Origin of the sequence: Chitinimonas lacunae, assembly GCF_042650885.1 — a bacterium.
In the GTDB taxonomy this organism is placed as follows: Bacteria; Pseudomonadota; Gammaproteobacteria; order Burkholderiales; family Chitinimonadaceae; genus Chitinimonas_A; species Chitinimonas_A lacunae.
This window is the reverse complement of sequence record NZ_JBHSBU010000001.1, coordinates 2,251,357-2,275,414: the sequence shown is the minus strand read 5'-3', so window position 1 is coordinate 2,275,414 and position 24,058 is coordinate 2,251,357. Positions and strand designations below refer to the sequence as shown.

The 24,058-nt window shown below is 63.1% G+C and carries 23 protein-coding genes; 15 read left to right on the top strand and 8 right to left on the bottom strand.

The features are described from left to right. The first annotated feature begins 2 nt into the window (after positions 1-2). The 8 genes from ACFOW7_RS09375 to ACFOW7_RS09340 are packed head-to-tail and all read left to right on the top strand — an operon-like array spanning position 3 to position 8,583. Complete coding sequence (locus ACFOW7_RS09375) at positions 3-329, top strand: STAS domain-containing protein (RefSeq protein WP_378163442.1); 327 nt, start codon at positions 3-5, stop codon at positions 327-329. Beyond that, positions 326-2,566 (top strand): chemotaxis protein CheA, encoded by a 2,241-nt coding sequence (locus ACFOW7_RS09370; protein WP_378163440.1) that lies wholly within the window; start codon positions 326-328, stop codon positions 2,564-2,566. Before ACFOW7_RS09375 ends, ACFOW7_RS09370 begins: the two co-directional genes overlap by 4 nt. Then, entirely contained in the window at positions 2,563-4,275 is a 1,713-nt protein-coding gene (locus ACFOW7_RS09365) for a methyl-accepting chemotaxis protein (protein ID WP_378163438.1), read from the top strand. Before ACFOW7_RS09370 ends, ACFOW7_RS09365 begins: the two co-directional genes overlap by 4 nt. A 44-nt stretch (positions 4,276-4,319) precedes the next feature. Continuing rightward, entirely contained in the window at positions 4,320-4,862 is a 543-nt protein-coding gene (locus ACFOW7_RS09360) for a chemotaxis protein CheW (protein ID WP_378163436.1), read from the top strand. Next, complete coding sequence (locus tag ACFOW7_RS09355; protein WP_378163434.1) at positions 4,859-5,680, top strand: CheR family methyltransferase; 822 nt, start codon at positions 4,859-4,861, stop codon at positions 5,678-5,680. The genes ACFOW7_RS09360 and ACFOW7_RS09355 overlap by 4 nt, the downstream gene beginning before the upstream one ends. Then, a complete protein-coding gene (locus ACFOW7_RS09350; protein WP_378163432.1) occupies positions 5,677-6,174 on the top strand; it encodes a chemotaxis protein CheD in 498 nt (165 codons plus the stop codon). The genes ACFOW7_RS09355 and ACFOW7_RS09350 overlap by 4 nt, the downstream gene beginning before the upstream one ends. Positions 6,175-6,206: 32 nt before the next feature. Beyond that, positions 6,207-7,340 carry a protein-glutamate methylesterase/protein-glutamine glutaminase gene (locus ACFOW7_RS09345; protein ID WP_449252220.1) on the top strand — a complete coding sequence of 378 codons (1,134 nt, stop codon included), beginning with the start codon at positions 6,207-6,209 and terminating at the stop codon, positions 7,338-7,340. A 10-nt stretch (positions 7,341-7,350) separates the two neighbouring features. Next, positions 7,351-8,583: an EAL domain-containing response regulator gene (locus tag ACFOW7_RS09340; RefSeq protein WP_378163429.1), complete on the top strand. Its 1,233-nt coding sequence runs from the start codon at positions 7,351-7,353 to the stop codon at positions 8,581-8,583. 513 nt (positions 8,584-9,096) lie between these two features. Here ACFOW7_RS09340 and ACFOW7_RS09335 read toward each other — a convergent pair. The 6 genes from ACFOW7_RS09335 to ACFOW7_RS09310 form a co-directional block, all read right to left on the bottom strand. Next, complete coding sequence (locus tag ACFOW7_RS09335) at positions 9,097-10,086, bottom strand: hypothetical protein (RefSeq protein WP_378163427.1); 990 nt, start codon at positions 10,084-10,086, stop codon at positions 9,097-9,099. Positions 10,087-10,429: 343 nt separating this feature from the next. Continuing rightward, positions 10,430-11,380: a ParB/RepB/Spo0J family partition protein gene (locus tag ACFOW7_RS09330; protein ID WP_378163425.1), complete on the bottom strand. Its 951-nt coding sequence runs from the start codon at positions 11,378-11,380 to the stop codon at positions 10,430-10,432. Positions 11,381-11,774: 394 nt separating this feature from the next. Beyond that, positions 11,775-12,734 (bottom strand): beta-ketoacyl-ACP synthase III, encoded by a 960-nt coding sequence (locus ACFOW7_RS09325; RefSeq protein ID WP_378163423.1) that lies wholly within the window; start codon positions 12,732-12,734, stop codon positions 11,775-11,777. Between the two features lie 135 nt (positions 12,735-12,869). Further along, positions 12,870-13,919 (bottom strand): phosphate acyltransferase PlsX, encoded by a 1,050-nt coding sequence (gene plsX, locus ACFOW7_RS09320; protein ID WP_378163421.1) that lies wholly within the window; start codon positions 13,917-13,919, stop codon positions 12,870-12,872. Positions 13,920-14,042: 123 nt separating this feature from the next. Further along, complete coding sequence (rpmF, locus tag ACFOW7_RS09315) at positions 14,043-14,222, bottom strand: 50S ribosomal protein L32 (RefSeq protein ID WP_378163419.1); 180 nt, start codon at positions 14,220-14,222, stop codon at positions 14,043-14,045. Between the two features lie 61 nt (positions 14,223-14,283). Beyond that, complete coding sequence (locus tag ACFOW7_RS09310) at positions 14,284-14,799, bottom strand: YceD family protein (RefSeq protein ID WP_378163417.1); 516 nt, start codon at positions 14,797-14,799, stop codon at positions 14,284-14,286. 54 nt (positions 14,800-14,853) lie between these two features. Between ACFOW7_RS09310 and ACFOW7_RS09305 the strand changes: the two genes are divergently transcribed. The 3 genes from ACFOW7_RS09305 to ACFOW7_RS09295 all read left to right on the top strand — a co-directional run bounded on the left by ACFOW7_RS09305 (position 14,854) and on the right by ACFOW7_RS09295 (position 18,003). Continuing rightward, a complete protein-coding gene (locus tag ACFOW7_RS09305; protein ID WP_378163415.1) occupies positions 14,854-15,444 on the top strand; it encodes a Maf family nucleotide pyrophosphatase in 591 nt (196 codons plus the stop codon). Next, complete coding sequence (locus ACFOW7_RS09300; protein WP_378163413.1) at positions 15,441-16,160, top strand: SAM-dependent methyltransferase; 720 nt, start codon at positions 15,441-15,443, stop codon at positions 16,158-16,160. The genes ACFOW7_RS09305 and ACFOW7_RS09300 overlap by 4 nt, the downstream gene beginning before the upstream one ends. 229 nt (positions 16,161-16,389) lie before the next feature. Beyond that, positions 16,390-18,003: an NAD+ synthase gene (locus tag ACFOW7_RS09295; protein WP_378163410.1), complete on the top strand. Its 1,614-nt coding sequence runs from the start codon at positions 16,390-16,392 to the stop codon at positions 18,001-18,003. A gap of 157 nt (positions 18,004-18,160) precedes the next feature. Here the strand turns inward: ACFOW7_RS09295 and ACFOW7_RS09290 are convergent, their stop codons facing one another. Both ACFOW7_RS09290 and ACFOW7_RS09285 read right to left on the bottom strand, forming a co-directional pair. Beyond that, positions 18,161-20,746 (bottom strand): TonB-dependent receptor, encoded by a 2,586-nt coding sequence (locus ACFOW7_RS09290; protein WP_378163408.1) that lies wholly within the window; start codon positions 20,744-20,746, stop codon positions 18,161-18,163. A gap of 254 nt (positions 20,747-21,000) precedes the next feature. Next, on the bottom strand, positions 21,001-22,113 hold the full coding sequence (locus ACFOW7_RS09285) for a GGDEF domain-containing response regulator (protein ID WP_378163406.1): 1,113 nt from the start codon (positions 22,111-22,113) through the stop codon (positions 21,001-21,003). Between the two features lie 160 nt (positions 22,114-22,273). On the opposite strand from ACFOW7_RS09285, the gene ACFOW7_RS09280 reads away from it, so the two are divergent. The 4 genes from ACFOW7_RS09280 (at position 22,274) to moaC (ending at position 24,011) form a co-directional block, all read left to right on the top strand. Beyond that, positions 22,274-22,609 carry a hypothetical protein gene (locus ACFOW7_RS09280; protein WP_378163404.1) on the top strand — a complete coding sequence of 112 codons (336 nt, stop codon included), beginning with the start codon at positions 22,274-22,276 and terminating at the stop codon, positions 22,607-22,609. A gap of 34 nt (positions 22,610-22,643) precedes the next feature. Beyond that, the gene (locus tag ACFOW7_RS09275) at positions 22,644-22,898 is read left to right on the top strand and encodes a MoaD/ThiS family protein (protein ID WP_378163402.1); all 255 of its coding nucleotides are present in this window, start codon (positions 22,644-22,646) and stop codon (positions 22,896-22,898) included. Between the two features lie 2 nt (positions 22,899-22,900). Then, positions 22,901-23,419, top strand: a complete 519-nt coding sequence (gene moaE / locus ACFOW7_RS09270; RefSeq protein WP_378163400.1) for a molybdopterin synthase catalytic subunit MoaE — start codon at positions 22,901-22,903, stop codon at positions 23,417-23,419. Between the two features lie 103 nt (positions 23,420-23,522). Further along, positions 23,523-24,011 carry a cyclic pyranopterin monophosphate synthase MoaC gene (moaC, locus tag ACFOW7_RS09265; protein WP_378163398.1) on the top strand — a complete coding sequence of 163 codons (489 nt, stop codon included), beginning with the start codon at positions 23,523-23,525 and terminating at the stop codon, positions 24,009-24,011. Positions 24,012-24,058 lie beyond the last annotated feature (47 nt).

The following is a 24,058-nucleotide window of genomic DNA, read 5'->3' as shown; positions in this document are numbered from 1 at the left end:
CCATGCCGATTTCCTCCTACTTCCAGGGCGAACGCTGCCAATTGCGCATCGATGGCCCGCTGACCATCTACGAGGCCAATGAGAGCAAGGCGCATCTATTGCAGGAGCTGGGCCTGGCGCGCGAGATGGAGGTCGATCTGGCCGGGGTGAGTGAATTCGATACCGCCGGAGTGCAGCTGCTGCTGCTGCTCAAGCGCGAGGCGGCGCGCCATGGCAAGGCGATCGGCTTTCACGGCCATAGCCGTGCCGTCTTGCAGGTGATCGATCTCTACAATATGGCCGGTGTCTTCGGCGATCCCCTGGTGCTCAGCGATGGGGAGCGGCCATGAATTTCGAAGAGGCCGAACGGGTCTTCTACAGCGAATCGGAAGAGATGCTGGCAGCGATGGAGGCGTCGCTGCTGGCGCTGGAGCAGGCCGGCGAGGACGAGCGGACCGAGCACGTCAATGCCATGTTCCGCGCCGCCCATACCATCAAGGGCTCGGCCGGTCTGTTCGACTTCGGCAATGTGGTGGCCTTTACCCATCTGGTCGAGAGTGTGCTGGGCCGGGTTCGCGACAGGGAACTGAACTTTGACGAGGATCTGATCCAGCTGATGCTGGCCTGCCGCGACCATATCGCGGTCCTGCTCGACTCGGTCCGGCTCAAAACCCCGCGGGCGCCCGATCCCGAGCTCGAAGCCCGGCTGCATGCCTATCGGCGCGGCCAGCCTCCGCCCAAACCAGCCCCGGCGCCGCCACCGCTGCTGGTGGAGCCGACGCCCGTCCCGCCCAGCCTCAGCCCCCCATCGCCCGAGCGGCCGGTGGTCGAAGTGGCCGAGCCGGGCGGCCATATGGTGTCGTCCGAACATTGGCATCTGTCGCTGCGCTTTGGCCGCGATGTGCTGCGCAATGGCATGGACCCGCTGTCCTTCCTGCGCTATCTGAGCACCCTGGGCCGTATCGTCTATCTGACCACCCTCTACGATGCGCTGCCGCCTGCCGAGGAGATGGACCCCGAAGCCTGCTATCTCGGCTTCGAGCTTGAATTCGACTCGCAGGCCGAGCGTCAGGCGATCGAGAGCGTGTTCGATTTCGTGCGCGAAGACAGCCGTATCCGCATCCTGCCGCCGCATTCGCTGATCAATGAATATATCCGCCTGATCAACGAGCTGCCCGAAGGGGCGGCCCGGCTGGGCGAGATTCTGGTGCAGGGCGGGGCGCTCAGCCGGCAGGAGCTGGCTGAAGTGCTCGATCTGCAACGTGAGCGGGCACGCGACGGCGATGCCAAGCCGCTGGGCGCCTTGCTGGTCGAGGAGAATCTGGTGCCGGCCCAGGCGGTGATGGCCGCGCTGGAGCGGCAGAAACGGACCGACGAACAGCGCGGCCGTGAACACAAGGTGGTCCGGGTCGATGCGACCCGGCTCGATGAGCTGATCACCCTGGTGGGTGAATTGGTGATCGCCGGGGCTGCCACCCAGCTGGCTGCCCAGCGCAGCGGCCACAGTCCGCTGGTGGAGGCGGTGACGACCCTGTCGGGTCTGGTCGAACGAATCCGCGACGAGGCGCTGTCGCTGCGCATGGTGCCGATCGGCGAGATATTCAGCCGTTTTCCCCGGGTGGTGCGCGATACCGCCAAAGCGCTCGCCAAGTCGATTGAACTCGAGATCGCCGGCGCCGAGACCGAACTCGACAAATCGATGGTGGATAAACTGGGCGACCCGCTGACTCATCTGGTGCGCAATGCGCTCGACCATGGCATCGAATCGGTCGAGAAGCGCCGTGCCGCTGGCAAGACCGAATATGGACTGGTCTGGCTCAATGCCTACCACGAGTCGGGCAGCGTGGTGATCGAGGTTGGGGATGACGGCGGCGGCATGGACCGGCAGCGCATCCAGCAGCGGGCGATCGAGCGCGGCCTGATCGCGGCCGATGCGCTCCTGAGCGATCAGGAGATTCTGCAACTGGTGTTCGAGCCGGGCTTCTCGACGGCCGAGACCATTACCGATCTGTCGGGCCGTGGCGTCGGCATGGATGTGGTCAAGCGCAATATCGAAGCGCTCAAGGGTCATATCGAGCTCGATTCAACCCTGGGTGTCGGCACCGTGGTGCGGCTGCGGCTGCCGCTGACCCTGGCGATCATCGATGGCTTCCAGGTCGAGGTCGGTCACTCGACCTTTGTGATTCCGCTCGATCTGGTGATCGAATGCCTCGACCTGGGCCGCGAGGCCGATCACGAGCGGCGCTATATCAATCTGCGCGGCGAGGTGCTGCCTTATCTGCGGCTGCGCGAGGTATTCGAGATCGAGGCGCCGCCGCCCAGCCGCGAGAATCTGGTGGTCGTGCAGTACGGCAGCGAGCGGGCCGGCCTGGTGGTCGATCATCTGGTCGGCGAGCTGCAGGCCGTGATCAAGCCGCTTGGCCTGCTGTTCCGCGGCATGCGGGGGCTGGGCGGCTCGACCATTCTCGGCAGCGGCGAGGTGGCGCTGGTACTCGATGTGCCGGAGCTGATCAGCCGTGCCGCCCAGGCCGAACGACAGCGGGTAATGGCCAGCGTCACGGCGCGAGTGAGAGAGGGCAGTCGATGAAAACCCAAGGTCTCGGCCAATGGATGCCCAAGCTGTCGTTTATCCGGCTGTGGCTGTTTGCGCTGGCCTTGCTGCTCGCTGTGTTGGGCGGATTGGCCTGGATGGGCTGGCACGGGCTTGAGCAGGCGGCGCTGGCGGTGGGCAGCCATGAGGCCGATATCCGTCAGGCCGGCTGGAGCCAGGCGCGCAGCGAGGCCGTGCGCCATCTGGTGGTGTTGCAGCGGCTGCCGCGGCTGCCCGACCCGGTCAGGCGTCGCTTGATGCAGACCGAGTTGCGCGAGATCGAAGCAGCGATCGACCGTTTCATGCTGACGGTGCGCACCCATAGCGCCGGCAATGACCGCGTCCGCATCGATACCTTTGAAGCGCACTGGCGCCGTTATCTCGGCGTGGTCGGCCGGGTCGAGCAACTGACGGCGTCGGGGGCCGCCGAGCCGGCCTGGGGGGTGCTCGATGGCGATGGCTATCGCTGGCACGAAGCAGCCATCGCGGTGCTCGAACCGCCTGCGCCACCGCCCGTCGCCGATACTGGCCAGCCAGCCCCGTCACCTTTGATGTCGCCCAATCGCAACCAAGTGGCCGAGATCGTGAATGACCAATGGTGGGGAATCGGTCTGGCCGGGACTGCCGTTCTGCTGGTGCTGCTGCTGGCCTGGCTGGGTCCCTACCGTCTGCGCCGCCGGCTGGGCGGCTCGCTCGAAAGGGTCGAGCAGGCAGCCCAGGCATTGGCCAGCGGCACCGAGCCCGAACCTTTGCCGCTTCTGGCACCCCATGACGCGATTCTGGCGCAATTGGTTGACAGTGCCGAGCGGCTGCGGCGCACGCTGGCGGAAATCCGCGACGTGGCCGAGGCGGGCAGCCGCGGTGCCAGCCAGCTCGAAGCCTCGGCCCAGTCGCTGTCGAGCGGCGCCAATCAGCAGGCGTCGGGGATCGAGCAGACCAATGCCGCGATCAGCCATCTGGTCGATATGGTGGCGCATAGTGCCAGTAATGCCGCGCAAACCAATGAACTGGCGGCGACCACGGCAGCGGCCGCCACCGAGGGCGGCCAGGTGGTGGCCGAGACGGTCGGTGCGATGCGGATGATCGCCCGCAAGATCGGCATCATCGACGATATTGCCTACCAGACCAATCTGCTGGCGCTCAATGCCGCCATCGAAGCCGCCCGCGCCGGTTCGCACGGCAAGGGCTTTGCGGTGGTGGCGTCCGAAGTACGCAAGCTCGCCGAACGCAGTCAGGCGGCAGCACGCGAGATCGGCGAGCTGGCCGAGGGTTCGGACCGGCTGGCCCAGCGTGCCGGCACGCTGCTGGCCGAGGTGGTGCCGGCGATCCAGCGCACCGCCGAACTGGTGCGCGATATCGATACCTCGACCCGTGGCCAGGCCGAGGGCATTGCCCAGATCAACAAGGCGCTCGGCCTGTTTGGCCTGTCGATCCAGGGCAATGCCGGCGCTGCGCAGCAATTGCTCGCCACCGCAGAGGAACTGCATGGTCAGGCATGCCGTCTGGCTGAGCTGCTGCAACGGTTCAAGGGGATGGCCCCGTCGGCCGTGCTGGCCAGAACGGTGGCGCGGCCGCCGGCGCCGCCCGTGGCCCATCCCGACCCGGCGGCAGCGCCGCCGCCCAAGGCGCCCGGCTCCTTGCCGATGGCCCTGCCCAACCATCTGGCCGGCCGTGATGTGGACGAGAGCCAGTTCGTCCGCTTTTGACGGCGCCCGCCCCCTCGGCGCGGCGCGTTCACCAGGAGTCGCCAATGAGCCAAGCCATCGGACCATTGCGTCGTCAGACCGCTCCCGTCGTCGAGACGGTGGAGCTGCCGCAGTATCTGACCTTCCATCTGGGGGGTGAGACCTACGCGCTGGAGATTCGCCATATCAAGGAAATCATCGAATACGGTGGTCTGACCGAAGTGCCGCTGATGCCGCCGTTTCTGCGCGGGGTGATCAATCTGCGCGGCAGTGTGGTACCGGTGATCGATCTCTCGGTGCGCTTTGGCCGCGCCGCCACCACCATCAGCAAGCGCAGTTGCATCGTCATCGTCGAAGTGGAATACGGCGGTGGCTGGCATGACCTGGGGGTGATCGTCGATGCGGTCAACGAGGTGCTCGAACTTGCCCCGGGCGATATCGAGCCGACCCCGGCCTTCGGTGCCGGACTGCGCTCGGAATTCATCCGTGGCATGGGCAAGCTCGGCAACCGTTTTGTGGTGGTGCTGGCCCTGGAGCATGTGTTGTCGATGAATGAGATGGCCGAACTGGTCGATGGCGGCGTGGCAAGCCGGCTGGAGGGCGGATGACGCAGTGGCCCTTCGAGCCGATGAACGACCGCGAGTTCGAGGCCTACAGCGGTCTGATCGAACGGTTGGTGGGAATCCACCTGACCCCGCTCAAGCGGGCCATGGTGTCGGGCCGGCTGTCGCGGCGGCTGCGCGAGCTGGGAGTGGCCAGCTTCGGTGACTATTTCCGCCTGATCGACGATGGGGGTGACGCGGCCGAGCGCCAGGTGGCGATCGACCTGGTGACGACCAATGAAACCCATTTTTTCCGTGAACCCAAGCATTTCGAGCTATTGAAGCAGCGTCTGCTGCCCTCGCTCGACAGCAAGACGCTCAGGGTCTGGAGCGCTGCTTGCTCGAGTGGCGAGGAAGCCTACAGCATCGCCATGGTGATGGCCGATGTATTGGGCGAGGAGGCGGCCTGGGAGGTGTTCGGCTCCGATGTCAGTCTGCGCATGTTGCAGATGGCGCGGCGGGCGCTGTATCCGCTCGACCGGGCGCGCGAGTTGCCGCTCGACTATTTGCGTCGCTACTGTCTGCGCGGGACGGGCGAATACGCCGGCACCTTGCTGGTCGAGCGAGCATTGCGCCGCCATACCCAGTTTGCCCGGCTCAATCTGATCGAGCCCTTGCCCGAGATCGGCCGCTTCGATCTGATCTTTCTGCGCAATGTGATTATCTATTTCGACGCCGACACCAAGCGGCGGGTGGTCGGCAGCGTGGCCTCGCGGCTGCGTCCGGGTGGCTGGCTGGTGGTCGGCCATGCCGAATCGCTGATCGATGTGCCGCCGGGCCTGGGTCAGGTGCTGCCGACGGTCTATCGCAAGGGAGGCGCATGAGCGGCTTTTGCATCGATATCTTTCTGCAGCCGGGCGAGGTGTATTTCGGCGACAGCGAGACCCGCATCCGCACCTTGCTCGGCTCCTGTGTGGCGATCACGCTATGGCATCCGAAACGGCGGCTGGGCGGAATGTGCCACTACCTGCTGCCCGGCCGGCCGCTTAGCCAGCCACGCGAGGACAACGGCCGCGATGGCCGCTATGCCGAAGAGGCATTGTCCCTGATGCTCGACTATATTCAAACGGCCGGCACGCTGCCGGCTGAGTATCAGGTCAAGATGTTCGGCGGTGGCAATATGCTGAGCAGCCTCGATGGCCGCCAGCCCAGCGTTGGCGAGCGCAATATCGAATTCGGCAAGACCTGGCTCGCCCAGCATGGCTTTCGTCTGAGCCGCGAGCATCTGGCCGGCCAAGGGCATCGCAATATCATCTTCGATATCGCCACCGGCGATGTCTGGGTCAAGTTCCAACCGCAAGCCGGCAACGGCGGCTGATAAACCTATCGGATTGAACGGGGGGACGGCTATTGGCTATCCAGCAGATCAAGGTATTGATCGTCGATGACTCCGCCGTGGTACGTCAGGTGATGACCGAGGAGCTGTCGAAGGAGGTCGATATCCAGGTACTGGGCAGCGCGGCCGACCCGATCTATGCGCGTGAGCGGATGAAACTGCAGTGGCCCGATGTGATCGTGCTCGATATCGAGATGCCACGCATGGATGGGCTGACCTTTCTGCGCCAGCTGATGGTCGAGCGGCCGACTCCGGTGGTGATCTGCTCCAGCCTGACCGAGCGCGGCGCCCGCGTGACGATCGATGCGCTGGCCGCTGGCGCGCTCGGCATTATCACCAAGCCCTCGCTCGGGGTGCGCGGCTTTCTGCAAGACAGTTCGGCCGATCTGGTCTGTGCGATCCGTGCCGCTGCGGCGGCTGCCGGTCGGCTGCGTCGCCATGTCCCCGCGCCACCCCCCGCGGCCAGCACGACTTCCGCCACTTCCTCCGCCAGCAATTTCGTCACCGAAAAGATGCAATCCCCCAAGCTCTCGGCCGATGCCGTACTGGAAAAGCCCAGCGGTGTTCCGATGGTCGGCCTGACCGAGCGGCTGGTGGTGGTGGGCGTATCGACCGGGGGCGTGCAGGCGCTCGAAACGGTGCTGCCGGCCTTGTCGCCGTCCTGCTCGGCGCTGGCCATCGTCCAGCATATGCCCGAGCGGTTTACCGCCAGTTTTGCCGAACGGCTCAACCAGATCTGTCGGATCGAAGTCCGCGAAGCCCAGAACAACGACCGGCTCCAGCGCGGCCGGGCGCTGATCGCGCCCGGTGGGCGCCATATGCTGGTCAAGCGTGGCCAGGGCCACTACTACGTCGAAGTGATCGATGGTCCGCTGGTCAGCCGGCACCGGCCCTCGGTCGATGTGCTATTTCGTTCGGTCGCCAAATGCGCCGGCAAGAACGCCATGGGCATCCTGATGACCGGTATGGGCGACGACGGGGCGCGAGGGCTCAAGGAGTTGCGTGACTCGGGCGCTCGCACCGTGGCCCAGGACGAGGAGAGCTGCGTGGTGTTCGGCATGCCCAAGGAAGCGATCCGGATCGGCGCGGCCGATTCGGTGGCGCCGCTGAGCGATATCGCCCGGCTGATCGAACAGAACAACCGCTAGGAGGCCAGGAATGACGGTCAGCTATCCCCATCTGTGTGTCATGGTGGTCGAGGACAGCACCGTACAGCGGCTTCATGCGCTCGATCTGCTGGCCAGCCTTGGCATCACCCGCCGGCTCGAAGCCGCCGACGGCCAGCAGGCGCTCGATGTGCTCGCCGTGAGCCCCGAGCGGCCCGATATCCTGATTACCGATCTGGAAATGCCCGGCATGGACGGGGTCGACCTGATCCGCCATATCGCCGAGCAGAAGCTCGCCACGGCGCTGATCGTGGTCTCGAGCCGCGAAACCACGCTGCTGGCCACGGTCGAGACCATGGCGCTCGAACACGGGCTCGAAGTGATCGGGGTGGCACAGAAGCCCTTGTCGTTCGAACATCTGGCCGAATTGATCGAGCGCTACCGGGGCAGTCCGGTGGCGGCGGGCCGCAGCGGGTCGGTGCTGCCCCATTTCAGCCTCGACGAGATTCGTACCGGGCTCGAAACGCATCAACTGGTGCTGCACTACCAACCCAAGGTGACCACCTTTTCCGGGGTGATGCGCGGTGCCGAGGCGCTGGTGCGCTGGAATCATCCGCAATACGGCCTGGTCGCGCCGCTCGATTTCGTGCCGGTGGCCGAGCAGGGGGGGCTGATCGACGACCTGACCGACTGGGTGCTGGAAAGCGCCCTGCGCCAGGTGCATGCCTGGCATGCGCGCGGCCTGACCATCGTGGTGGCGGTCAATCTGTCGGCCAAGTCGCTGGCCGTGCCCGATCTGGCCGACCGGATCGCCACCATGGCCAGCCGGATCGGGGTTGAGCCCAAATACCTGATGCTGGAAATCACCGAAACTGCCGTGATGTCCGACCTGGCCCTGTCGCTGGGCACCCTGGCCCGGCTGCGCCTCAAGGGCTTTGGTCTGTCGATCGACGATTTCGGCACCGGTTTTTCCTCGATGCAGCAGTTGTCGCGTATCCCGTTCACCGAACTCAAGATCGACCGTTCTCTGGTCCACGGCGCGGCCGAAAAGCCGCATCTGCATGTGATGCTGCAAAGCACGATCGAGATGAGCAAGAAACTTCATCTGACCACGGTCGCGGAAGGGGTGGAAAACCCGGCCGACTGGCAACTGATACGGCTGCTTGGCTGCGATGTCGGACAGGGTTTCTATGTGGCCCGACCGATGCCGGGCGAGGAGCTGGCAGGCTGGCTCAAGCAGGGACTGACCCATCTGCGCATGTTGCGGCCACCGTCGCCGAGCTGAGCAGGACTCATATAGCGTCGCTTTGCGGCTCACGCACCGTATAGGTCTGCAGGAAGAAAGGCCGTGTCCTGAGGCGCCAGTTTATAGGCTGGCGCCTTTTCCATTGGTGGGCGGCCCGGACGCGATGGAGAGTTGGGGCGTCCGAGCGACTGGAGGCGAGAGATAGGACAAGCCGAAGTAAATTGTGGAGGAATTTTTCTATTTCGTTTAAAAATGAATAAGGGTCTTGCAGATTTATTGCTGGATTTTTTATTTTTGGTGGGGTCCATATCTGCCGGACCTACTGTCGTTCCTGACTGCGATACGTTGATGTGCTTGCTATTGGGGTGGGCTGGACGCGCTGGAGAGTCGAGGCGTCCGAGAGGTGGGAGAAGATAGAGGGGACAGGCCGAAGTATGGGGAGAGCGAAATTTTTCTATTTTATTTAAGTGCAAATACGAGTATTGCGGAGGATTTGCATAAATTTTTAATTTTCGAACGAATCGCGCGCCCTGCCTGCCGGACCCAAGCGGCTTAGCGCAGCGGCTTTTTAAGCGGTGGTGCCTCGATCTTGATATCGCGGCTGAAGTTGAACGCTTTGCGCGGGTCGCAGCCCTTGAGCAGCAAGGGGGCGGCGGCAGTGCGGCCGACCTCGCGCAGCACTTCATTGAGCCAGGCAATATCGCTGCGCAGATGGCTGGCCGCGGCCAGGGCTGGCCAAAATAGCTGCGGCGGACAGGCGGCTTTGGCCGCTTCGTAGCGTTTGGGGTCGGTGAGCCAGGTCAGGGCGATAAACTTGACGAACAGGGTAAAGCGCCCCGGTCGGTTCTTGGCTTGTTCGGTCATGCCAAGCGGCTCGGTCTCGAGCTGGGCGGCGGCAGCGATCAGGCGGTCGAGCGCCTGGTCGACCAGATGTTCGAGCCGTTCGTCCTGGGGCAGGGCGGCTGGGTCGATCTGACGCCAGCTCTGCGGCATGGCGAGACCATGGACCAGATCGGCAGCGACCTGATCGCCGCCCAGACCATCGAGCTGATTATTAAGGATGGCCAGACCATCCTCGTTGAACAGATTGACCACCGCCAGCCGGCCGCGCAGGTCGCGGTCACCGAAACGACGGAAATCGACTGCGCCCCAGTTGGGGTCGAAACGTTCGGGATCGACATCGGGGTGGACCCGCTCGATGGTGCCGTGTTCGGCGAAATTGCCGTAGCGGTCGAGATGGACCGAGACATAGGCCGATACCCCGGCCCGATAGGCGGCAGGCAGTTCGGCTTCGTTGAGTTGAAAGCGTTGCAGCACGATTTCGAGCCAGCGCAGCATGGCGCGCGGTGAACGGCCGATCCGGTGTTCCAGCAGGGCGATAAACAGGGTCAGACGGGCTTTTTCGCCGTCGTGCTCGGCGGTGGAGATGGCCCGCTCCAGTGCGCGCAATGCGTCATCCTCGCGGCGGGCATTCCAGAACTCCAGAATCTTGCTGGCCAGACGCGGGTACAGCTCGGCATCGCTACAGATGGTCGGGGTCATGGAGGCTCCGCGTAGTCCGGTCGCGCCGGCAAATAAATTGGAAGATTCTAATATATATTGTTGCCCGCAGGACATCGGTCCGGCCGGGCTGGGTCGGAAAGCCGGATTTGTCCGCTTATCGTCTTATTCAGCCCGAGCTTAAGGAAAAACCCCGCTCCGTCTGTCTCCTCAGTTTAGGTGCTGTAGCACGCCATAGAATTCAACGGCTGCTTCGAATATCCACTTCGAAGCAGCCGTTGTCACTGAAAAAATAGCTTTTTATCTAATTAAAATTTTAGGACTTTTGCGCCCCTTAATGCCGTGTATTTCTATTTAAACTTCAAATAAAGGTACTGGGGGATTGTTATTGTTGAGCTTCCGGTTGCGCCGGCTCGGGGGCGGCACGGCGGGCGACCTGGGCGTGACGACGGCCTTTGACCTGATTGAGTTGGATACCGGCTTCATAGAGCAGCGCCAGCGAACGCAGTACCTGACCCGAAATGGTAAAGCGCTCACGGTCGATCTGGCCTACCTTGCGCTCGGCAATCCGGCTGAACAGGCGGCGCAGCTCCGGGTCGACGGCCAGATAGTAGTTTTCCACCGCATTGCCGAGCCGCTTGACCAGCTCGGAAGGCAGTCGCGGCGCACAGCGCACATTCTTTGGCATCACGCGCTGCCGGCCGGCCCGCTGGGCCTGTTGCTGGGCCGATTGCAGCAACTCAAGTGCGGCCAGATCGCCGTGCTCCTCGATCAGATCGTGGGCCAGCTCCATCGATACCACGCCGTCGCGGCACAGCTCCTGGATTTCGCTATGTGAATAGACCACCCGCAACATGCGCTCGATATAGACCGGGCGCCGGGCGATACGGCGGGCGATTTCGCTCGGACTCACCCCCATCTGATGCAGGCGCTTGAAGCCGACGGCCCGCTCGAACTGGGTCAGCGGCTTGCCCTGGCCGGTATTGAGCACCAGAAACAGATTGTCGACCTCATTGCCCAGCCATTCTTCGACCGGCACCGCCTCGATCGGCAAACCCTCGGCAATCAGTGACCGGATGGCGCTGAGCCGGCAATGGCCGTCGCGCACCACGATCGCGCCGTTATGGCCAACCTGGACCTTGAGCGGCGGGATACAGCCAATGCCATTGCTGCGGATGGCGCCTTTGATGCTGTCGATATGGGCCTGCAACTCGGGCGTGCCATCGATACGCAGATTGAAACCGGTTTCGACCGTGATCTTCTCGGGCGGGACCGAATAGGCATCGCGCCGCTTAATATCGACCGACTCTTGGCAGAGTTTTTTAAGGGACGTCATGTATTTCTCCTCGCGGTATTGTGGTATTGCACCTGCGCCGGAGAGTACGGATCGGCAAAGCATGGTCATGCTGCGATCCTGATAAGTCACCGGCTCGGACGCCGGTCAAGGTCGGAAAAGTATATTTTTTGCTTTTGTTGCCGGTCAATTAGGAAAGATATATGGGAAACATAGCGGTATTTAAGAATACCGAAGTGACAAGGCAAAAGAGTTGTGGAAGCAGGGAACGCGAGAACCGAAGAAAAGCGCGAGGAGAAAGGAGAAAACAGAAACCGATGCCAATGGAAAGGCCTGGTTTTTATTGGAATAGATTGCTGCTTGCTTGACAGTTAATTTATATGGGAGTTGATCGAATTGATGGCGCGGCGAAAAACTCCGCCGCGCCGTGGTGGTTTTACCAATCGATCAGTGCCGCGCCCCAGGCGAAACCGCCGCCGATGCCTTCGAGCAGAATCCGATCACCGGGCCGGAAACGACCGGCCCGGTTGGCCTCGTCAAGCGCCAGGGGGATCGAAGCAGCCGAGGTATTGCCATGGTTGGCCAGCGTCAGCACCACCTTGTCCATCGGCAGACCCAAATGGCGGGCGGTCGATTCGATGATCCGCACATTGGCCTGGTGCGGCACCAGCCAGTCGAGCTGGTCAGGGGCAAGCCCGGCTTCGGTCAGGGTTTCGCTGGCGAGTTCAGCCAGGGCCTTGACGGCGAATTTGAAGACTGCCTGGCCATCCATATGCAGAAAAGGCTGGCCGCTCAGATTGCCGTTGGCGATCGAGGCCGGGGTGGTCAGGATATGGCGGTAGCGGCCGTCGGCCTTGAGCTTCACCGTGCGCAGGCCCGGCTTCTCGCTGGCTTCGAGCACCACGGCGCCTGCACCGTCACCGAACAGCACGCAGGTCGTGCGGTCATTCCAGTCAAGCAAGCGCGAGAACACTTCGGCACCCACCACCAGTGCCCGCTTATTCATGCCGCTGCGGATAAACTGGTCGGCCGTGGCAAGCGCATAGACGAAACCGGCGCAGACGGCCTGGACATCAAAGGCAGCAAAGCCATGCAGGCCGAGCTTGTCTTGCAGGATACAGGCCGTACTGGGAAAGACCACATCAGGCGTGGCGGTGGCCACGATGATCAGGTCGATATCGGCCGGGCTACAGCCGGCATTCTCGAGTGCCGCGAGACTGGCTTTCAGCGCCAGATCGCTGGTCAGTTCATTGTCGGCGGCGATCCGACGTTCGCGGATGCCGGTACGGCTGACGATCCATTCGTCGCTGGTATCGACCCGGGTGGCCAGTTCGGCATTGGTCAGGATACGGGTCGGCAGATAGCCGCCCGTTCCGGCGATACGGGAATAAGGCACGATGCTGTCTCTCCATCGCCAGGCCAGGGCGTGGGGCTCCGGCCGGCTGCGCTTGGGTTGGGCGTTCCGGCAGGAGCGTACCGGACGCCAGGGGTTTGTTATTGTTGGGTTTTTTTATTAGAGCCTGACCGCCGCTCAGGCATCGAGCGGGTCGGTGGTGTTGGCGCTGTGGCCCGCCAACATATCGGAAATCTTATGCAGCACGCCCGAGCGCGCTTCTTCGAGCGCCTGTTCGAGCGCGCACTCAAAGCCGAAACGGTCGGCGCCACCGTGGCTCTTGACCACGATGCCGCGCAGGCCGAGCAGGCTGGCGCCGTTGTAGCGCCGGGTATCGACCCGATGCTTGAAACTGCTGAGTACCGGCAGGGACAGCAGACCGATCAGTGGCCGCCACCAGGTGGTCGGGCGCGACCAGCTGCCGGAGAATTCCTGGCGTAGAAAATCGCCCATCATCCGTGCCAGTCCTTCCGAGGCTTTCAGGGCGACATTGCCGATAAAGCCGTCGCAGACCACCACATCGACCGTGCCCTTATAAATATCGTTGCCCTCGACATTGCCGTAGAAATTGAGCTGCGAGGCTTTGAGCAGCTCGCCGGCGCGTTTGACCACCTCGTTGCCTTTGATGTCTTCCGAACCGATATTGAGCAGTCCGACCGAGGGGTGTTCGCGGTGACCGAGGGCGCTATAGAGCATCGCGCCCATCACGCCGAACTGGTAGAGCTGCTCGGCGCTGCAATCGACATTGGCGCCGAGGTCCAGCATGCAGGTGGCGCCTTTGCTGGTCGGCAGCATCTTGGCGATGGCAGGGCGCTCGATCCCCGGCAGGGTTTTGAGAACGAAACGGGCGGTGGCCATCAGGGCACCGGTATTGCCTGCCGAGACGCAGGCATGGGCTTCGCCGGTCTTGACCAGATTGATGGCCACCCGCATTGAGGAATCTTTTTTGTTGCGCAGCGCCGATTGCACCGGTTCGTCCATGGTGACGACTTCCGAGGCATGGTGGATGCGCAAGCGAGTGCCGGGTTCGGCTCGATGTTGCCGCAGTTCGGCTTCGATCACATCGCGCAGGCCGACCAGCACGATATTGACCTCGTTGTGGGTTTTCAGAAATTCGAGGGCGGCCGGCACGGTGACATGGGCACCGTGATCCCCGCCCATGGCGTCGACTGCGACCGTGATATCCATAAGGCTTGGCGCGCTGAAGCGGGCGCTACGGGAAATACGATGGGAGGGAGTTTACCGGAGCAATTGTGCAAAAGGCGCGCCTGGTGGGGCACGCCTTTTGGATGGTCCGGTCTAGGGGAGGAATTACTCGCCCTTGGCCTTGATCACGCGCCGGCCACGGTAGAAACCGTTCGGGCTGATATGGTGACGCAGATGGGCTTCGCCGGTGCTGGGCTCGATGGCCAGTGCGGGCGGGGTCAGGAAGTCGTGAGCGCGGTGCATGCCACGCTTCGAGGGGGACTTTTTGTTTTGTTGAACGGCCATGGTGAAGCTCCTTGGATCAAATCACGTTTTAACTCAACACTGCGCAGCTTTGGCGCGGCAATCAGGCCCCATCATCCGACTTGAGCCGGCCTTTGAGGCCGGCCAGTACGGCGAAGGGGTTGGGCTTTTGCGGCTTGGCCGCGTCCTCCACCGCCTGGGCCGTCGGCGCGCACTGTTCGTGCACCGGGGCGTAGGGCAGCGTCAGCAAAATCTCGTCCTCGATCAAGGCCTTCAGATCGAACTCGCGCTCGATCAGCAGGCCGTCGATGTCTTCGTCTTCCGCTTCGGCGGCATCGAGCCGGGCTTCGTCGCTGAACAACGTGAAACGGGTCGCCACGTCGAGATCGAACGGCATCTCGCCCAGGCAACGCTGGCATCTGATTCGCAGGGCACCTTGCAGGCGCAGATCTAGGGTATAGCGACGGCGTCGGTCGCTGCCGCCCACGAGTTCGAATACCACCGGGCCACCGCCCAGTACATCGCTCGCAAGGCGCGGCAGCTTGTCGAGCGTCAGCTCGCCGCTACGCGCTTTTTCCAGCCTGGCGAATTCGCCGTTGTCGAAGATGAGGTCGGACATAAACGCGGAATGATATACTTCCCGCCCCCCGCAAGTCAAAGAAATCTGGCACTTATGGCCCTTTCCCCACTCCCCCTGATTCTTGGCTCGACCTCGCCTTATCGGCGTGAACTGCTGGAGCGGCTACAGGTGCCGTTCGAGGTCGCCCGCCCCGATTGTGATGAAACGCCACTGCCCGGCGAATCGGCCGCCGCCACCGCCAACCGGCTGGCCCGGCTCAAGGCACAGTCCCTGGTTGCCAGCCATCCGGCAGCCCTGATCATCGGTTCCGACCAGGTTGCCCTGCTCGATGGCCGCCAGCTCGGCAAGCCCGGCGATTTCGAACGCGCCCGGCTGCAACTTCAGGCGATGCGTGGCCAGACGCTGGTGTTCCATACCGCGCTCTGCCTGATCAATAGCGCCAGCGGCACCCTGCAGGAAGCCGTGGTGCCCTACCACGTCACCATGCGCGACTATAGCGACGCCGAGATCGATGCCTATCTGCATAAGGAGCAGCCCTACGACTGTGCCGGCAGCGCCAAGACGGAAGGTCTGGGGATCGCCATGATCGCCGCGATGCAGGGCTCCGACCCGACCGCCATCGTTGGTCTGCCGTTGATCGAACTGTGCAATATGCTGCGTCGCGAAGGTTTTCCGCTGCTATGAACCGTACCGGCACGCTCTATCTGATTCCGGCGCCGCTGGGCGAGGCGCCGCTCACAGGTTTTCTGCCGGACGATGTGCGGCAGATCGCCAACCGGATCGATCACTGGATCGTCGAGCATCCCAAGACCGCCCGGCAGATTCTCAAGCGCTACGGCCCCGAGCGGCAGATGTCCGAACTGGCCATGCGCGAACTCAATGAACACACGCGCGCCCAGGATCTGGCTCCGCTGCTCGAGCCACTGCTGGCCGGTCACGATGTCGGCCTGATGTCCGAAGCCGGTTGCCCAGGCATTGCCGACCCTGGCGCCGACCTGGTGCGGCTGGCGCATCGCCACGGTATCCGGGTCGCGCCCTTGGTCGGACCCTCCTCGATCCTGCTGGCCTTGATGGCGGCCGGGGCGTCAGGCCAGCGTTTCCGTTTTCATGGCTATCTGCCCGTTGACGCCGGTCCGCGGCTCGAGCGGCTGCGCGAACTCGAACGCGATTCGGCCCGTTTCGACGAGGCGCAGTTGTTTATCGAGACGCCGTACCGCAACGACGCCATGGTCGATGCCGTGCTGCAAGCCTGCCGCGACAGCACCTGGCTGACCGTGGCGCGCGATCTGGCCTGTCCGGAAGAACTGGTGCTGTCGCGGCCACTGACTGACTGGAAAAAGCTCGAGCGACCACTATTGAAGAAGCGGCCGGCGATGTTCGTGCTTTATGCCGGCCGCTGAGTCGTCCGGACGCCGATTGCCTCTAATAATAAAAAACAGGAAATATATCTGCAAGACAGGGTCAGCTGTATATAAATAAATAACTGATACATGCCTACAATTTATCGAGCCGCCACCGCATGCGGCCGACCCGGCGCATCTACTTGCACGGCCATGCAGCCCTGGCCGTGGCAAAATGCTGCCGTCCCACTGGCCGCGCTGGCGCGCGGCGCTCCGTCAGGAATCCACCATGAAAATTGCGATTGCCCAGTTCAACGCCACGGTCGGCGACCTCGCCGGCAATACCGATCAGGTGCTGGCCCAGCTGGCGCTGGCCCGTCAGCAGGGCGCCGATATCCTGCTCTGCCCCGAACTGACCCTGGCCGGCTATCCGCCTGAGGATCTGCTGCTGCGCCCGAGCTTCTACGCCGCGTGCAACGAGCAGCTCGACCGACTGCTCGACGCGGCCGACGATATCACCCTGGTGGTCGGTCATCCGCAGTGGCTGGGCGAGGAACGGTTCAATGCCGTGACCGTGATGCGCGACGGTCATATCGTTTTGCGCTACCAGAAAATGGTGCTGCCCAATAACGAAGTGTTCGACGAATGCCGCTATTTCACGCCGGGTGCCGGGGCGGGGGTGTTCGAGCAGCGCTGTCACGATGGCTCGACCGTGCGGGTCGGGGTGTTGATCTGTGAGGATGTATGGCATCTCGAGCCCGCGGCCGAAGCCGCCGAGCAGGGCGCCGAGCTGCTGCTGGTGCCCAATGCCTCGCCCTATCATCTGGGCAAGGAAGGGGTGCGCAGCGCCATCGTGCGCAACCGGGTCGAGGAAACCGGTCTGCCGCTGATCTACTGCAACTGGGTGGGCGGTCAGGACGAACTGGTCTTTGACGGCAGCTCGTTTGCCCTGGCCCGCGACGGCAGCCTGGCGGCCCGCTTGCCGGCATTCGAGCCGGCACTGGAGATGGTGGAATTCCAGAACGGCGATCTGCTGCCCGGCGCCATTGCCCCGGCGCTCGAGCACGAGGCGGCCGTCTATCGGGCGCTGACGCTGGCGACCCGCGACTATATCGACAAGAACCGTTTCCCCGGCGCGATCATCGGCCTCTCCGGCGGCATCGATTCGGCCCTGACGCTGGCGATTGCGGTCGATGCGCTGGGCGCTGAGCGGGTACGGGCAGTGATGATGCCGTCGCGCTATACCGCGTCGATCAGCCTTGATGATTCGCGCGAGATGGTGAAGCGGCTGGGTGTCCAGTACGACGAGATCGATATCGAGCCGATGTTCGCGGCGTTCAGCAGCGCGCTGGCGCCGCATTTTGCCGGTCTGCCGGTCGATGCGACCGAAGAGAATCTGCAAAGCCGCATCCGTGGCGTGCTGCTGATGGCGCTGTCGAACAAGACCGGTCGTCTGGTGCTGACCACGGGCAACAAGTCCGAGATGACCACTGGCTATGCCACGCTGTACGGCGATATGGCGGGCGGCTATGCAGTGCTCAAGGATATTGCCAAGACCCTGGTGTACCGGCTCGCCCATTACCGTAACAGCCTGGGCGAGGTGATCCCCGAACGCATCATCACCCGGCCGCCGTCGGCCGAATTGCGCGCCGATCAGGTCGATCAGGATTCGCTGCCGCCCTATGAAATCCTCGACGCCATCATGGAGCGCTATGTCGAGCGCAACGAGTCGATCGCCGACATCATCGCCGCCGGTTTCAGCGAAGCCGATGTGCTGCGGGTGGTGAAGCTGCTCAAGGTCAACGAATACAAACGCCGCCAGGCGGCCGTCGGCGCCCGCATCACGCCGCGCGGCTTTGGCAAGGATTGGCGTTATCCGATCACCAATGGCTTTTTCCGCTGAAGCGGGCCGATAGGACGAGAAAGGGGCCGCGGCCCCTTTCCTGTGTCCAGATACCTGGGATTTGCATAATTTATGCAAAACAGGCGTTAGAACTGATGCTGGATATAGATAAAAAATAAAAAAGGGGCGAAAGCCCCTTTTCTTGTTTCCAGCAGGATCAGAACTGATAGTTGATTCTGCCGTAGTAGTAACGGCCGCGGATATTGTGCTGCGAGATGTTGTAGTTGCTGCTGTCGCTGTAGTCGAGCGGCGGGTCGCGGTCGAACAGGTTCTTGATGCCGAAGGTGAGCTTGAGCGGCTTGATCACCCGGTAGCCGACCTGGGCATCGACCGTGGTCCAGCTGGCGATATTCTGGTTCGGTTGCGAGGCCGGTACCGAATTCTTCAGCTGGGCGAAGTTGCCGACCGTGTTGATGCGCACGGTGCTCTGCAGATCGCCCTTGTCCCACGACAGTTCGGCGCTGTTATGCAGGCGCGGCAGGTTGTGGGTGCCCAGATCCTCGGTTTCCTGAGAAGTGATCGTGGTGCGGGTCTTATGGCTCAGCACATAGGTGGCGCTGTCCTTGAAGGTCAGACGGCCGGCCGAGCCGAGGTCAAAGCGCAGGGTCAGGTCGAAGTCGAGGCCACGGGTCTTGGTGCTGGCAGTGTTGATGTATTCGCGGCTGATATAGTCGATCCGGCCCGGCAGACCGCGCGCGATATCTTCGGGCGTCGGGGCCAGACGGTGGATCAGATGGCCGTAGGTCTCGGGCTTGGCCAGGATATCGACCACCGGGATCGAGCTGATCTCGTCCTTGTAGTCGATCCGGTAGTACTCCATGCCGAACGAGATATTGTTGGTCGGCTCCAGCACAAAGCCCACATTGGTGCTCTTCGACGACTCGGGCTTGAGGTTCAGGTTGCCGCCGCTGATGACCTTGTACTGGGCCGCGCAGTCGGTGCCGGCATCATTGGTGACCGGGCAACGGACCGGATCGCGCTGGCCGCTGTTGAACGAGGTGGTGGCGCCGAGGTACTGCTCCTGCAAGGACGGGGCGCGGAAGCCTTCGGCGTAGGAGGCGCGGAACAGCATGGTCTTGTCCGGCTGCCAGCGCAGGGCCACCTTGGGCGAGGTCTCGGCACCGTTGGCGATATTGGAGTACTTGTCGTAGCGGGCGGCCAGTTGCAGTTCCAGCGTGCTGTGCAGCGGCACGTTGAATTCAAGGAAGGCGGCCTTGACGTTGCGTTCGCCCTTGGCGCTGCTGCCGCCTGAACCGATGATCTGGCCCGCTGCCGACAGCGGGTCGCGGCTGTCGTTGGCGGTCTCGCGCCGGTAGTCGACACCGGCGGCCATGGCCAGCGGACCGGCCGGCAGTTCGACCAGCTCGCCCGAAATCTTGGCGTCGAAGGTCTTCATGGTCGACAGGCCGTTGCGGCTGGTAACGGTCTTCAGGCTGTCGATCAGGCTGGCCGGATTGCTGTATGGGTTCAGATAGTTGTAGCTGCCGTTGGCAGTGACTTCACGCACCCGCATGGCGTTGATGTAGTTGTAGCCCAGCTCTTCGGTTTCGCTGCGGGCATAGCTGACGCCGGCCTCGTAGTCGAACTTAGCGAAGTTACCCTTGACGCCGAACAGGGCGCGGTAGGCATCGGTGGTGATATCGTTCATCCGGTTGCCGGCTTCGACGAAGCGATACAGCAGACCGACGTCGCCGTTGTACGGATTGTTCGGGTGACCACGGCGCAGAATGATGTCGCCAGTATTGTTGGGGCTGGGTGCGGCGATGGTCAGCGTGTCGTTGCGCGAATAGGCCGCTTCGCCGAACAGCGACAGGTTCTCGTTGACCGAGAAGGTGGCGCGGCCAAAGAAGCCGGCGCGTTCGGTTTCCGGAATCGCCACCACATCGCGGTTGAAGTCGTACCGGCAGTAGCCGCTGACCATGCGGTCGGGCGGGCAGGTGGGCATCGGGGCGGTGCCGCGCAGATCGGTGGCCGCCGTGGCGCCGCCCGGGTTGTAGTAGGTGCCCGGGTTGCCCGAGGTGGAACGCTTGTCGCCACCGCCATAGGCGCGTGCATCGGACGAGCTGCTCAGGCCGCGGTCACGCAGGAACACCGGTTCGCGCTTGAAGTAGTCGAAGGTACCCATCACGTTGAAGCGGTCTTCGCTCAGACTGCCGTAGCCGCCGGTGGCATTGATGGTGATTTCCTCACCATCGCCTTTTTCGCTGCTGCCATAGGCCGCGCCTACTTCAGCGCCTTGATAGTCGCGGCGCAGCACCACATTGATCACGCCGGCAATGGCGTCCGAGCCGTAGATGGCCGAGGCGCCGCCCTTGAGCACATCGATACGCTCGATGGCGCCGACCGGGATGCTGTTGAGGTCGACGAAGGAATTGGTGATGTTCTGGGCAAAGCCATAGCTGGCCATCCGGCGGCCGTTGACCAGGGTCAGCGTGGCTTTCTGGCCAAGGCCACGCAGGCTGACGCCCGAGGTGCCCTTGGCAAACGAATTGGTGGCGTTGTCGTCAAGCGACAGGCCGCTGTTGGCGGTGAGGCTGCGCAGCAGCTCACCGGTGCTGGAGACGCCAGTGCGCTGGATATCCTCGCGGCGGATCACCTGAACCGGGGACGGACCTTCCTTGGAGATACGTTTGATATTGGTGCCGGTAACTTCGATCTTTTCGACCGTCTCAGCGGCAAAGGCAGGCAGGCTGCCAACGGCGCCGATCAGGGCAATGGCCTGGGCGAGGTGTTTCAGCTTCATATGGAATCTCCGGAGTAGAAACGCCGACCTGCTTCGCTGAGCGACGGAAGCATTGCCTCAGTGGGCTTTCCCTGGTCGAGCGTTATTGTTGCTTTATTGCGACGTGCGTGACGGGATATTGCAGCGTCGAATCAGGCTAGACCTTAGCCGGAGTCAGGCACTTTTGTCCCGGGAACTGAAGCCTGGGACGGTTGTCGTGTCGTATGTGTACAACAGGAAACCGGCACCGCTGGGCAGACGGTGCCGGTTGAGGCTCAGCGTTCGCTGACCAGACGGGCTTGCCAGTCCGGACCGAGTTCGCGTTCGGCCAGTTGCAGCAGCGGGGTCAGTTCGTGCAGCAGCTTGCGCAGATGGGGCAGGACAGCCGCCTGATTGCCACTCTGGAGTAGGCCCAGGGCGGCGGCGATATCGACATGGTGAGGCGGGGTGTCACTCGGCGCCTGCACCCGGTTGCCGCCGGCCTGGCTGGCCAGCCGGCTGCGGGCGCGGGCGGCTTCGAACAGCGCGCCATAGGCATAGCTGCCGTCGCGGTCGCTGCTGGCGACGCCGACACTGGCGGTGAGCTTGATCTGTTCGCCACGGAAATTGACCTTGGCGCCCGCGATGGTCTGGCGCAGCCGGTCGGCCAGCACCAGGCTGCCGTTGAGCGGCGAGGGCAGCACCAGGCCGAAGCACGGACCGTCGAGCCGGGCCAGGGTTTCCTCCTTGCGCAGCTTGCCGGCCAGGAGCTTCGAGATCATGCCCATCAGCTGGTCGGCGATACCGTCGCCCAGCCGCTGACGCAGCGCGGCGAACTCGTCGAGTTCGAACAGCAGCAGGGTGACTTCGGTCTGATGGCGCATGGCGTGGGCCAGCGCCTTCTCGGCTTCGATTTCGAGCAGATGCTGGGTGGCGAGGCCGGTCTTGGTGTCGGTGGTGGTGGTCTTGGCCTGGACTTCCTCGGCCGTCTTCAGTTCGCGTGCGGCCTTGGCGAGCTGCACGGCGGCGGCGACCCGGGCCACCATCTCGGCCCGGTCGGTGGATTTGGTGATGAAATCGTTGGCACCCTTTTCGACTGCCATCTGCTTGGTTTCGGCGTCTTCTTCGCCGGAGATGATGATCACGGGGGTGGTGCGGACACGGTGATCGGCCGCCTTGCGTACCCGCTCAAGCAGGCCGAAGCCGTCGAGTCGTGGCATGGTGAGATCGCTGATCATCACCTGTACCGTGCTGTCGGCACTCAGCCGCTGCCAGCCGGCTTCGCCGTCGGCTTCCTCAATGATGTCGAAGCTGCCTGAAAGATGCTTCTTGACCGTGGCACGGACGATACGCGAATCGTCGACGACCAGCACGCGCGGCTGGGTGCCGGCGAAATCCGTTTGCGACATAATGGCCCCTCGATTGGAGTGTGCAGTCAGTCCATTGTCATAACCGACCGCGCAACCGAAACTCTAACACATGCCGTGAATCTGTCACGTTGCGACGCGGCGGCCGATTTGGTAGAACGAAATCGAGCACTTTGCATTTATCTATGGCACAGAGGTCGGCATGTCAAAGCCCTATCGCGTGCATCTGTCGGTCTATCCGCTGGGCAGCAGTGAACCAGCCAAGGTATTGGCCGCCATCCGCGCAGCCTGGGTTGGACCGGCCTGGGTGCGGCGCGAAGATCGGGGCGGTGCCTGGTTTGTGCAAGCCTCTGCCGAAGCGCCTTTCCGTCCGGGCGAAACCCAGTCGCTGTTCTCCGAACGTCTATCGATCGCCATCTGGCAGCGGCTCGGCCGCTACGTCAAGGTGGTGGTCGATATCGCCAGCGACGACTCGGACGAATGCCAGCGCCGCGAATTGGCCGAACGCGACTACCTCAAACTGATGCGAGTCCACTAAATCCGGAACGGTCCGATCCTTTCCGGTCCACGCCATGAAAACCCTACATCTGCTCTACTTCGCCAGGCTGCGCGAACGCTTTGGCCTGGAACGCGAAACCGTCCGCTGCAATGACGGTACGGCCGCCGAACTGATCGACCGTCTGATCGCCCGAGGCGGTGCCTGGCGCGAAGAACTGGCCAGCGGCCGACCTTTCCGTATCGCCATCGACCACGATCTGGTCGCGCCCGACGCCCCGCTGTGCGACGGCGCCGAAGTGGCGATCTTTCCCCCTGTGACCGGAGGCTGAATATGCTTGACGATGTACCGGTCAATGCCCGTATCGAGATTACCGTCAGCGCCGAGGATTTCGACCTTGGCCGCGAATTCAACGCCCTGATCCACGATGACCGTGGCATTGGCGCCGTAGCCAGCTTTGTGGGTCTGGTGCGCGACCTCAACCTCGATAGCGACGTCAACGCCCTTGAACTCGAACACTATCCCGGCATGACCGAAAAGTCGCTGACCCGGATCGCCGAAGAAGCTGCGCTGCGCTGGCCGCTGCGGGCGGTACGGATCTGGCACCGGGTCGGCCGGCTCGAGCCGGGCGATCGCATCGTGATGGTGCTGACCGCCAGCGCCCACCGCCACAGCGCCTACGAGGCCAACGCCTTTATCATGGACTATCTCAAGACCCGCGCCCCGTTCTGGAAAAAGGAATGGACCGGCACGGGTGCCCGCTGGGTCGATGCCCGCCATAGCGACCAGTCGGCCGCCGAGCGCTGGCATCAGGTGGTCAGTGAGCGCTATGGCGCGACCGACCACGACTAGGCGGGCTGATTTCGTCGCCGGAAAAATATCTGATATTGCACTGCAATACCAGATGCGCTTTCCCCTGATTTCCTAAAAAACAGATCGAACGGAACTATTCACCATGAGCCAGACGCTGACCCATTTCGACGCCCGGGGCGACGCCCATATGGTCGATGTCTCGGCCAAGCCGGAAACCCATCGGATCGGGGTGGCGGCCGGGCAGATCACCATGCAGCCCGAGACGCTGGCCATGATCCGCGATGGTGCCCACCGCAAGGGTGATGTATTCGGGGTGGCGCGCCTGGCCGGCATTATGGCGGCCAAGCGGACCGGCGAGCTGATCCCGCTCTGCCATCCGCTGCCGCTGACCCGGGTGACGGTCGAATTCATGGTCGACGAGGCCGCCAATGCCGTGTGCTGCCGGGCCACCACCGAGACCGTCGGCCGGACCGGGGTCGAGATGGAGGCACTGACCGCCGCGACGGTCGCGCTGCTCACCATCTACGATATGTGCAAGGCAGTGGATCGCGCCATGACCATCTCCGAGGTCCGCCTGCTCGAAAAGCACGGCGGCAAATCGGGTAGCTGGCTGGCCGATCCGGCTGTTTGAAACCTTTCCTCCTCTTTGCCCCCTTCTGCTTGCCTGTCGTGTCCCGC

Bases quoted from the DNA above. Each gene is read 5' to 3' on its own strand.
- ACFOW7_RS09375 (WP_378163442.1), top strand. From the start codon at position 3: ATGCCGATTTCCTCCTACTTCCAGGGCGAACGCTGCCAATTGCGCATC.
- ACFOW7_RS09370 (WP_378163440.1), top strand. From the start codon at position 326: ATGAATTTCGAAGAGGCCGAACGGGTCTTCTACAGCGAATCGGAAGAG.
- ACFOW7_RS09365 (WP_378163438.1), top strand. From the start codon at position 2,563: ATGAAAACCCAAGGTCTCGGCCAATGGATGCCCAAGCTGTCGTTTATC.
- ACFOW7_RS09360 (WP_378163436.1), top strand. From the start codon at position 4,320: ATGAGCCAAGCCATCGGACCATTGCGTCGTCAGACCGCTCCCGTCGTC.
- ACFOW7_RS09355 (WP_378163434.1), top strand. From the start codon at position 4,859: ATGACGCAGTGGCCCTTCGAGCCGATGAACGACCGCGAGTTCGAGGCC.
- ACFOW7_RS09350 (WP_378163432.1), top strand. From the start codon at position 5,677: ATGAGCGGCTTTTGCATCGATATCTTTCTGCAGCCGGGCGAGGTGTAT.
- ACFOW7_RS09340 (WP_378163429.1), top strand. From the start codon at position 7,351: ATGACGGTCAGCTATCCCCATCTGTGTGTCATGGTGGTCGAGGACAGC.
- ACFOW7_RS09335 (WP_378163427.1), bottom strand. From the start codon at position 10,086: ATGACCCCGACCATCTGTAGCGATGCCGAGCTGTACCCGCGTCTGGCC.
- ACFOW7_RS09330 (WP_378163425.1), bottom strand. From the start codon at position 11,380: ATGACGTCCCTTAAAAAACTCTGCCAAGAGTCGGTCGATATTAAGCGG.
- plsX (WP_378163421.1), bottom strand. From the start codon at position 13,919: ATGGATATCACGGTCGCAGTCGACGCCATGGGCGGGGATCACGGTGCC.
- rpmF (WP_378163419.1), bottom strand. From the start codon at position 14,222: ATGGCCGTTCAACAAAACAAAAAGTCCCCCTCGAAGCGTGGCATGCAC.
- ACFOW7_RS09310 (WP_378163417.1), bottom strand. From the start codon at position 14,799: ATGTCCGACCTCATCTTCGACAACGGCGAATTCGCCAGGCTGGAAAAA.
- ACFOW7_RS09305 (WP_378163415.1), top strand. From the start codon at position 14,854: ATGGCCCTTTCCCCACTCCCCCTGATTCTTGGCTCGACCTCGCCTTAT.
- ACFOW7_RS09300 (WP_378163413.1), top strand. From the start codon at position 15,441: ATGAACCGTACCGGCACGCTCTATCTGATTCCGGCGCCGCTGGGCGAG.
- ACFOW7_RS09295 (WP_378163410.1), top strand. From the start codon at position 16,390: ATGAAAATTGCGATTGCCCAGTTCAACGCCACGGTCGGCGACCTCGCC.
- ACFOW7_RS09290 (WP_378163408.1), bottom strand. From the start codon at position 20,746: ATGAAGCTGAAACACCTCGCCCAGGCCATTGCCCTGATCGGCGCCGTT.
- ACFOW7_RS09285 (WP_378163406.1), bottom strand. From the start codon at position 22,113: ATGTCGCAAACGGATTTCGCCGGCACCCAGCCGCGCGTGCTGGTCGTC.
- ACFOW7_RS09280 (WP_378163404.1), top strand. From the start codon at position 22,274: ATGTCAAAGCCCTATCGCGTGCATCTGTCGGTCTATCCGCTGGGCAGC.
- ACFOW7_RS09275 (WP_378163402.1), top strand. From the start codon at position 22,644: ATGAAAACCCTACATCTGCTCTACTTCGCCAGGCTGCGCGAACGCTTT.
- moaE (WP_378163400.1), top strand. From the start codon at position 22,901: ATGCTTGACGATGTACCGGTCAATGCCCGTATCGAGATTACCGTCAGC.
- moaC (WP_378163398.1), top strand. From the start codon at position 23,523: ATGAGCCAGACGCTGACCCATTTCGACGCCCGGGGCGACGCCCATATG.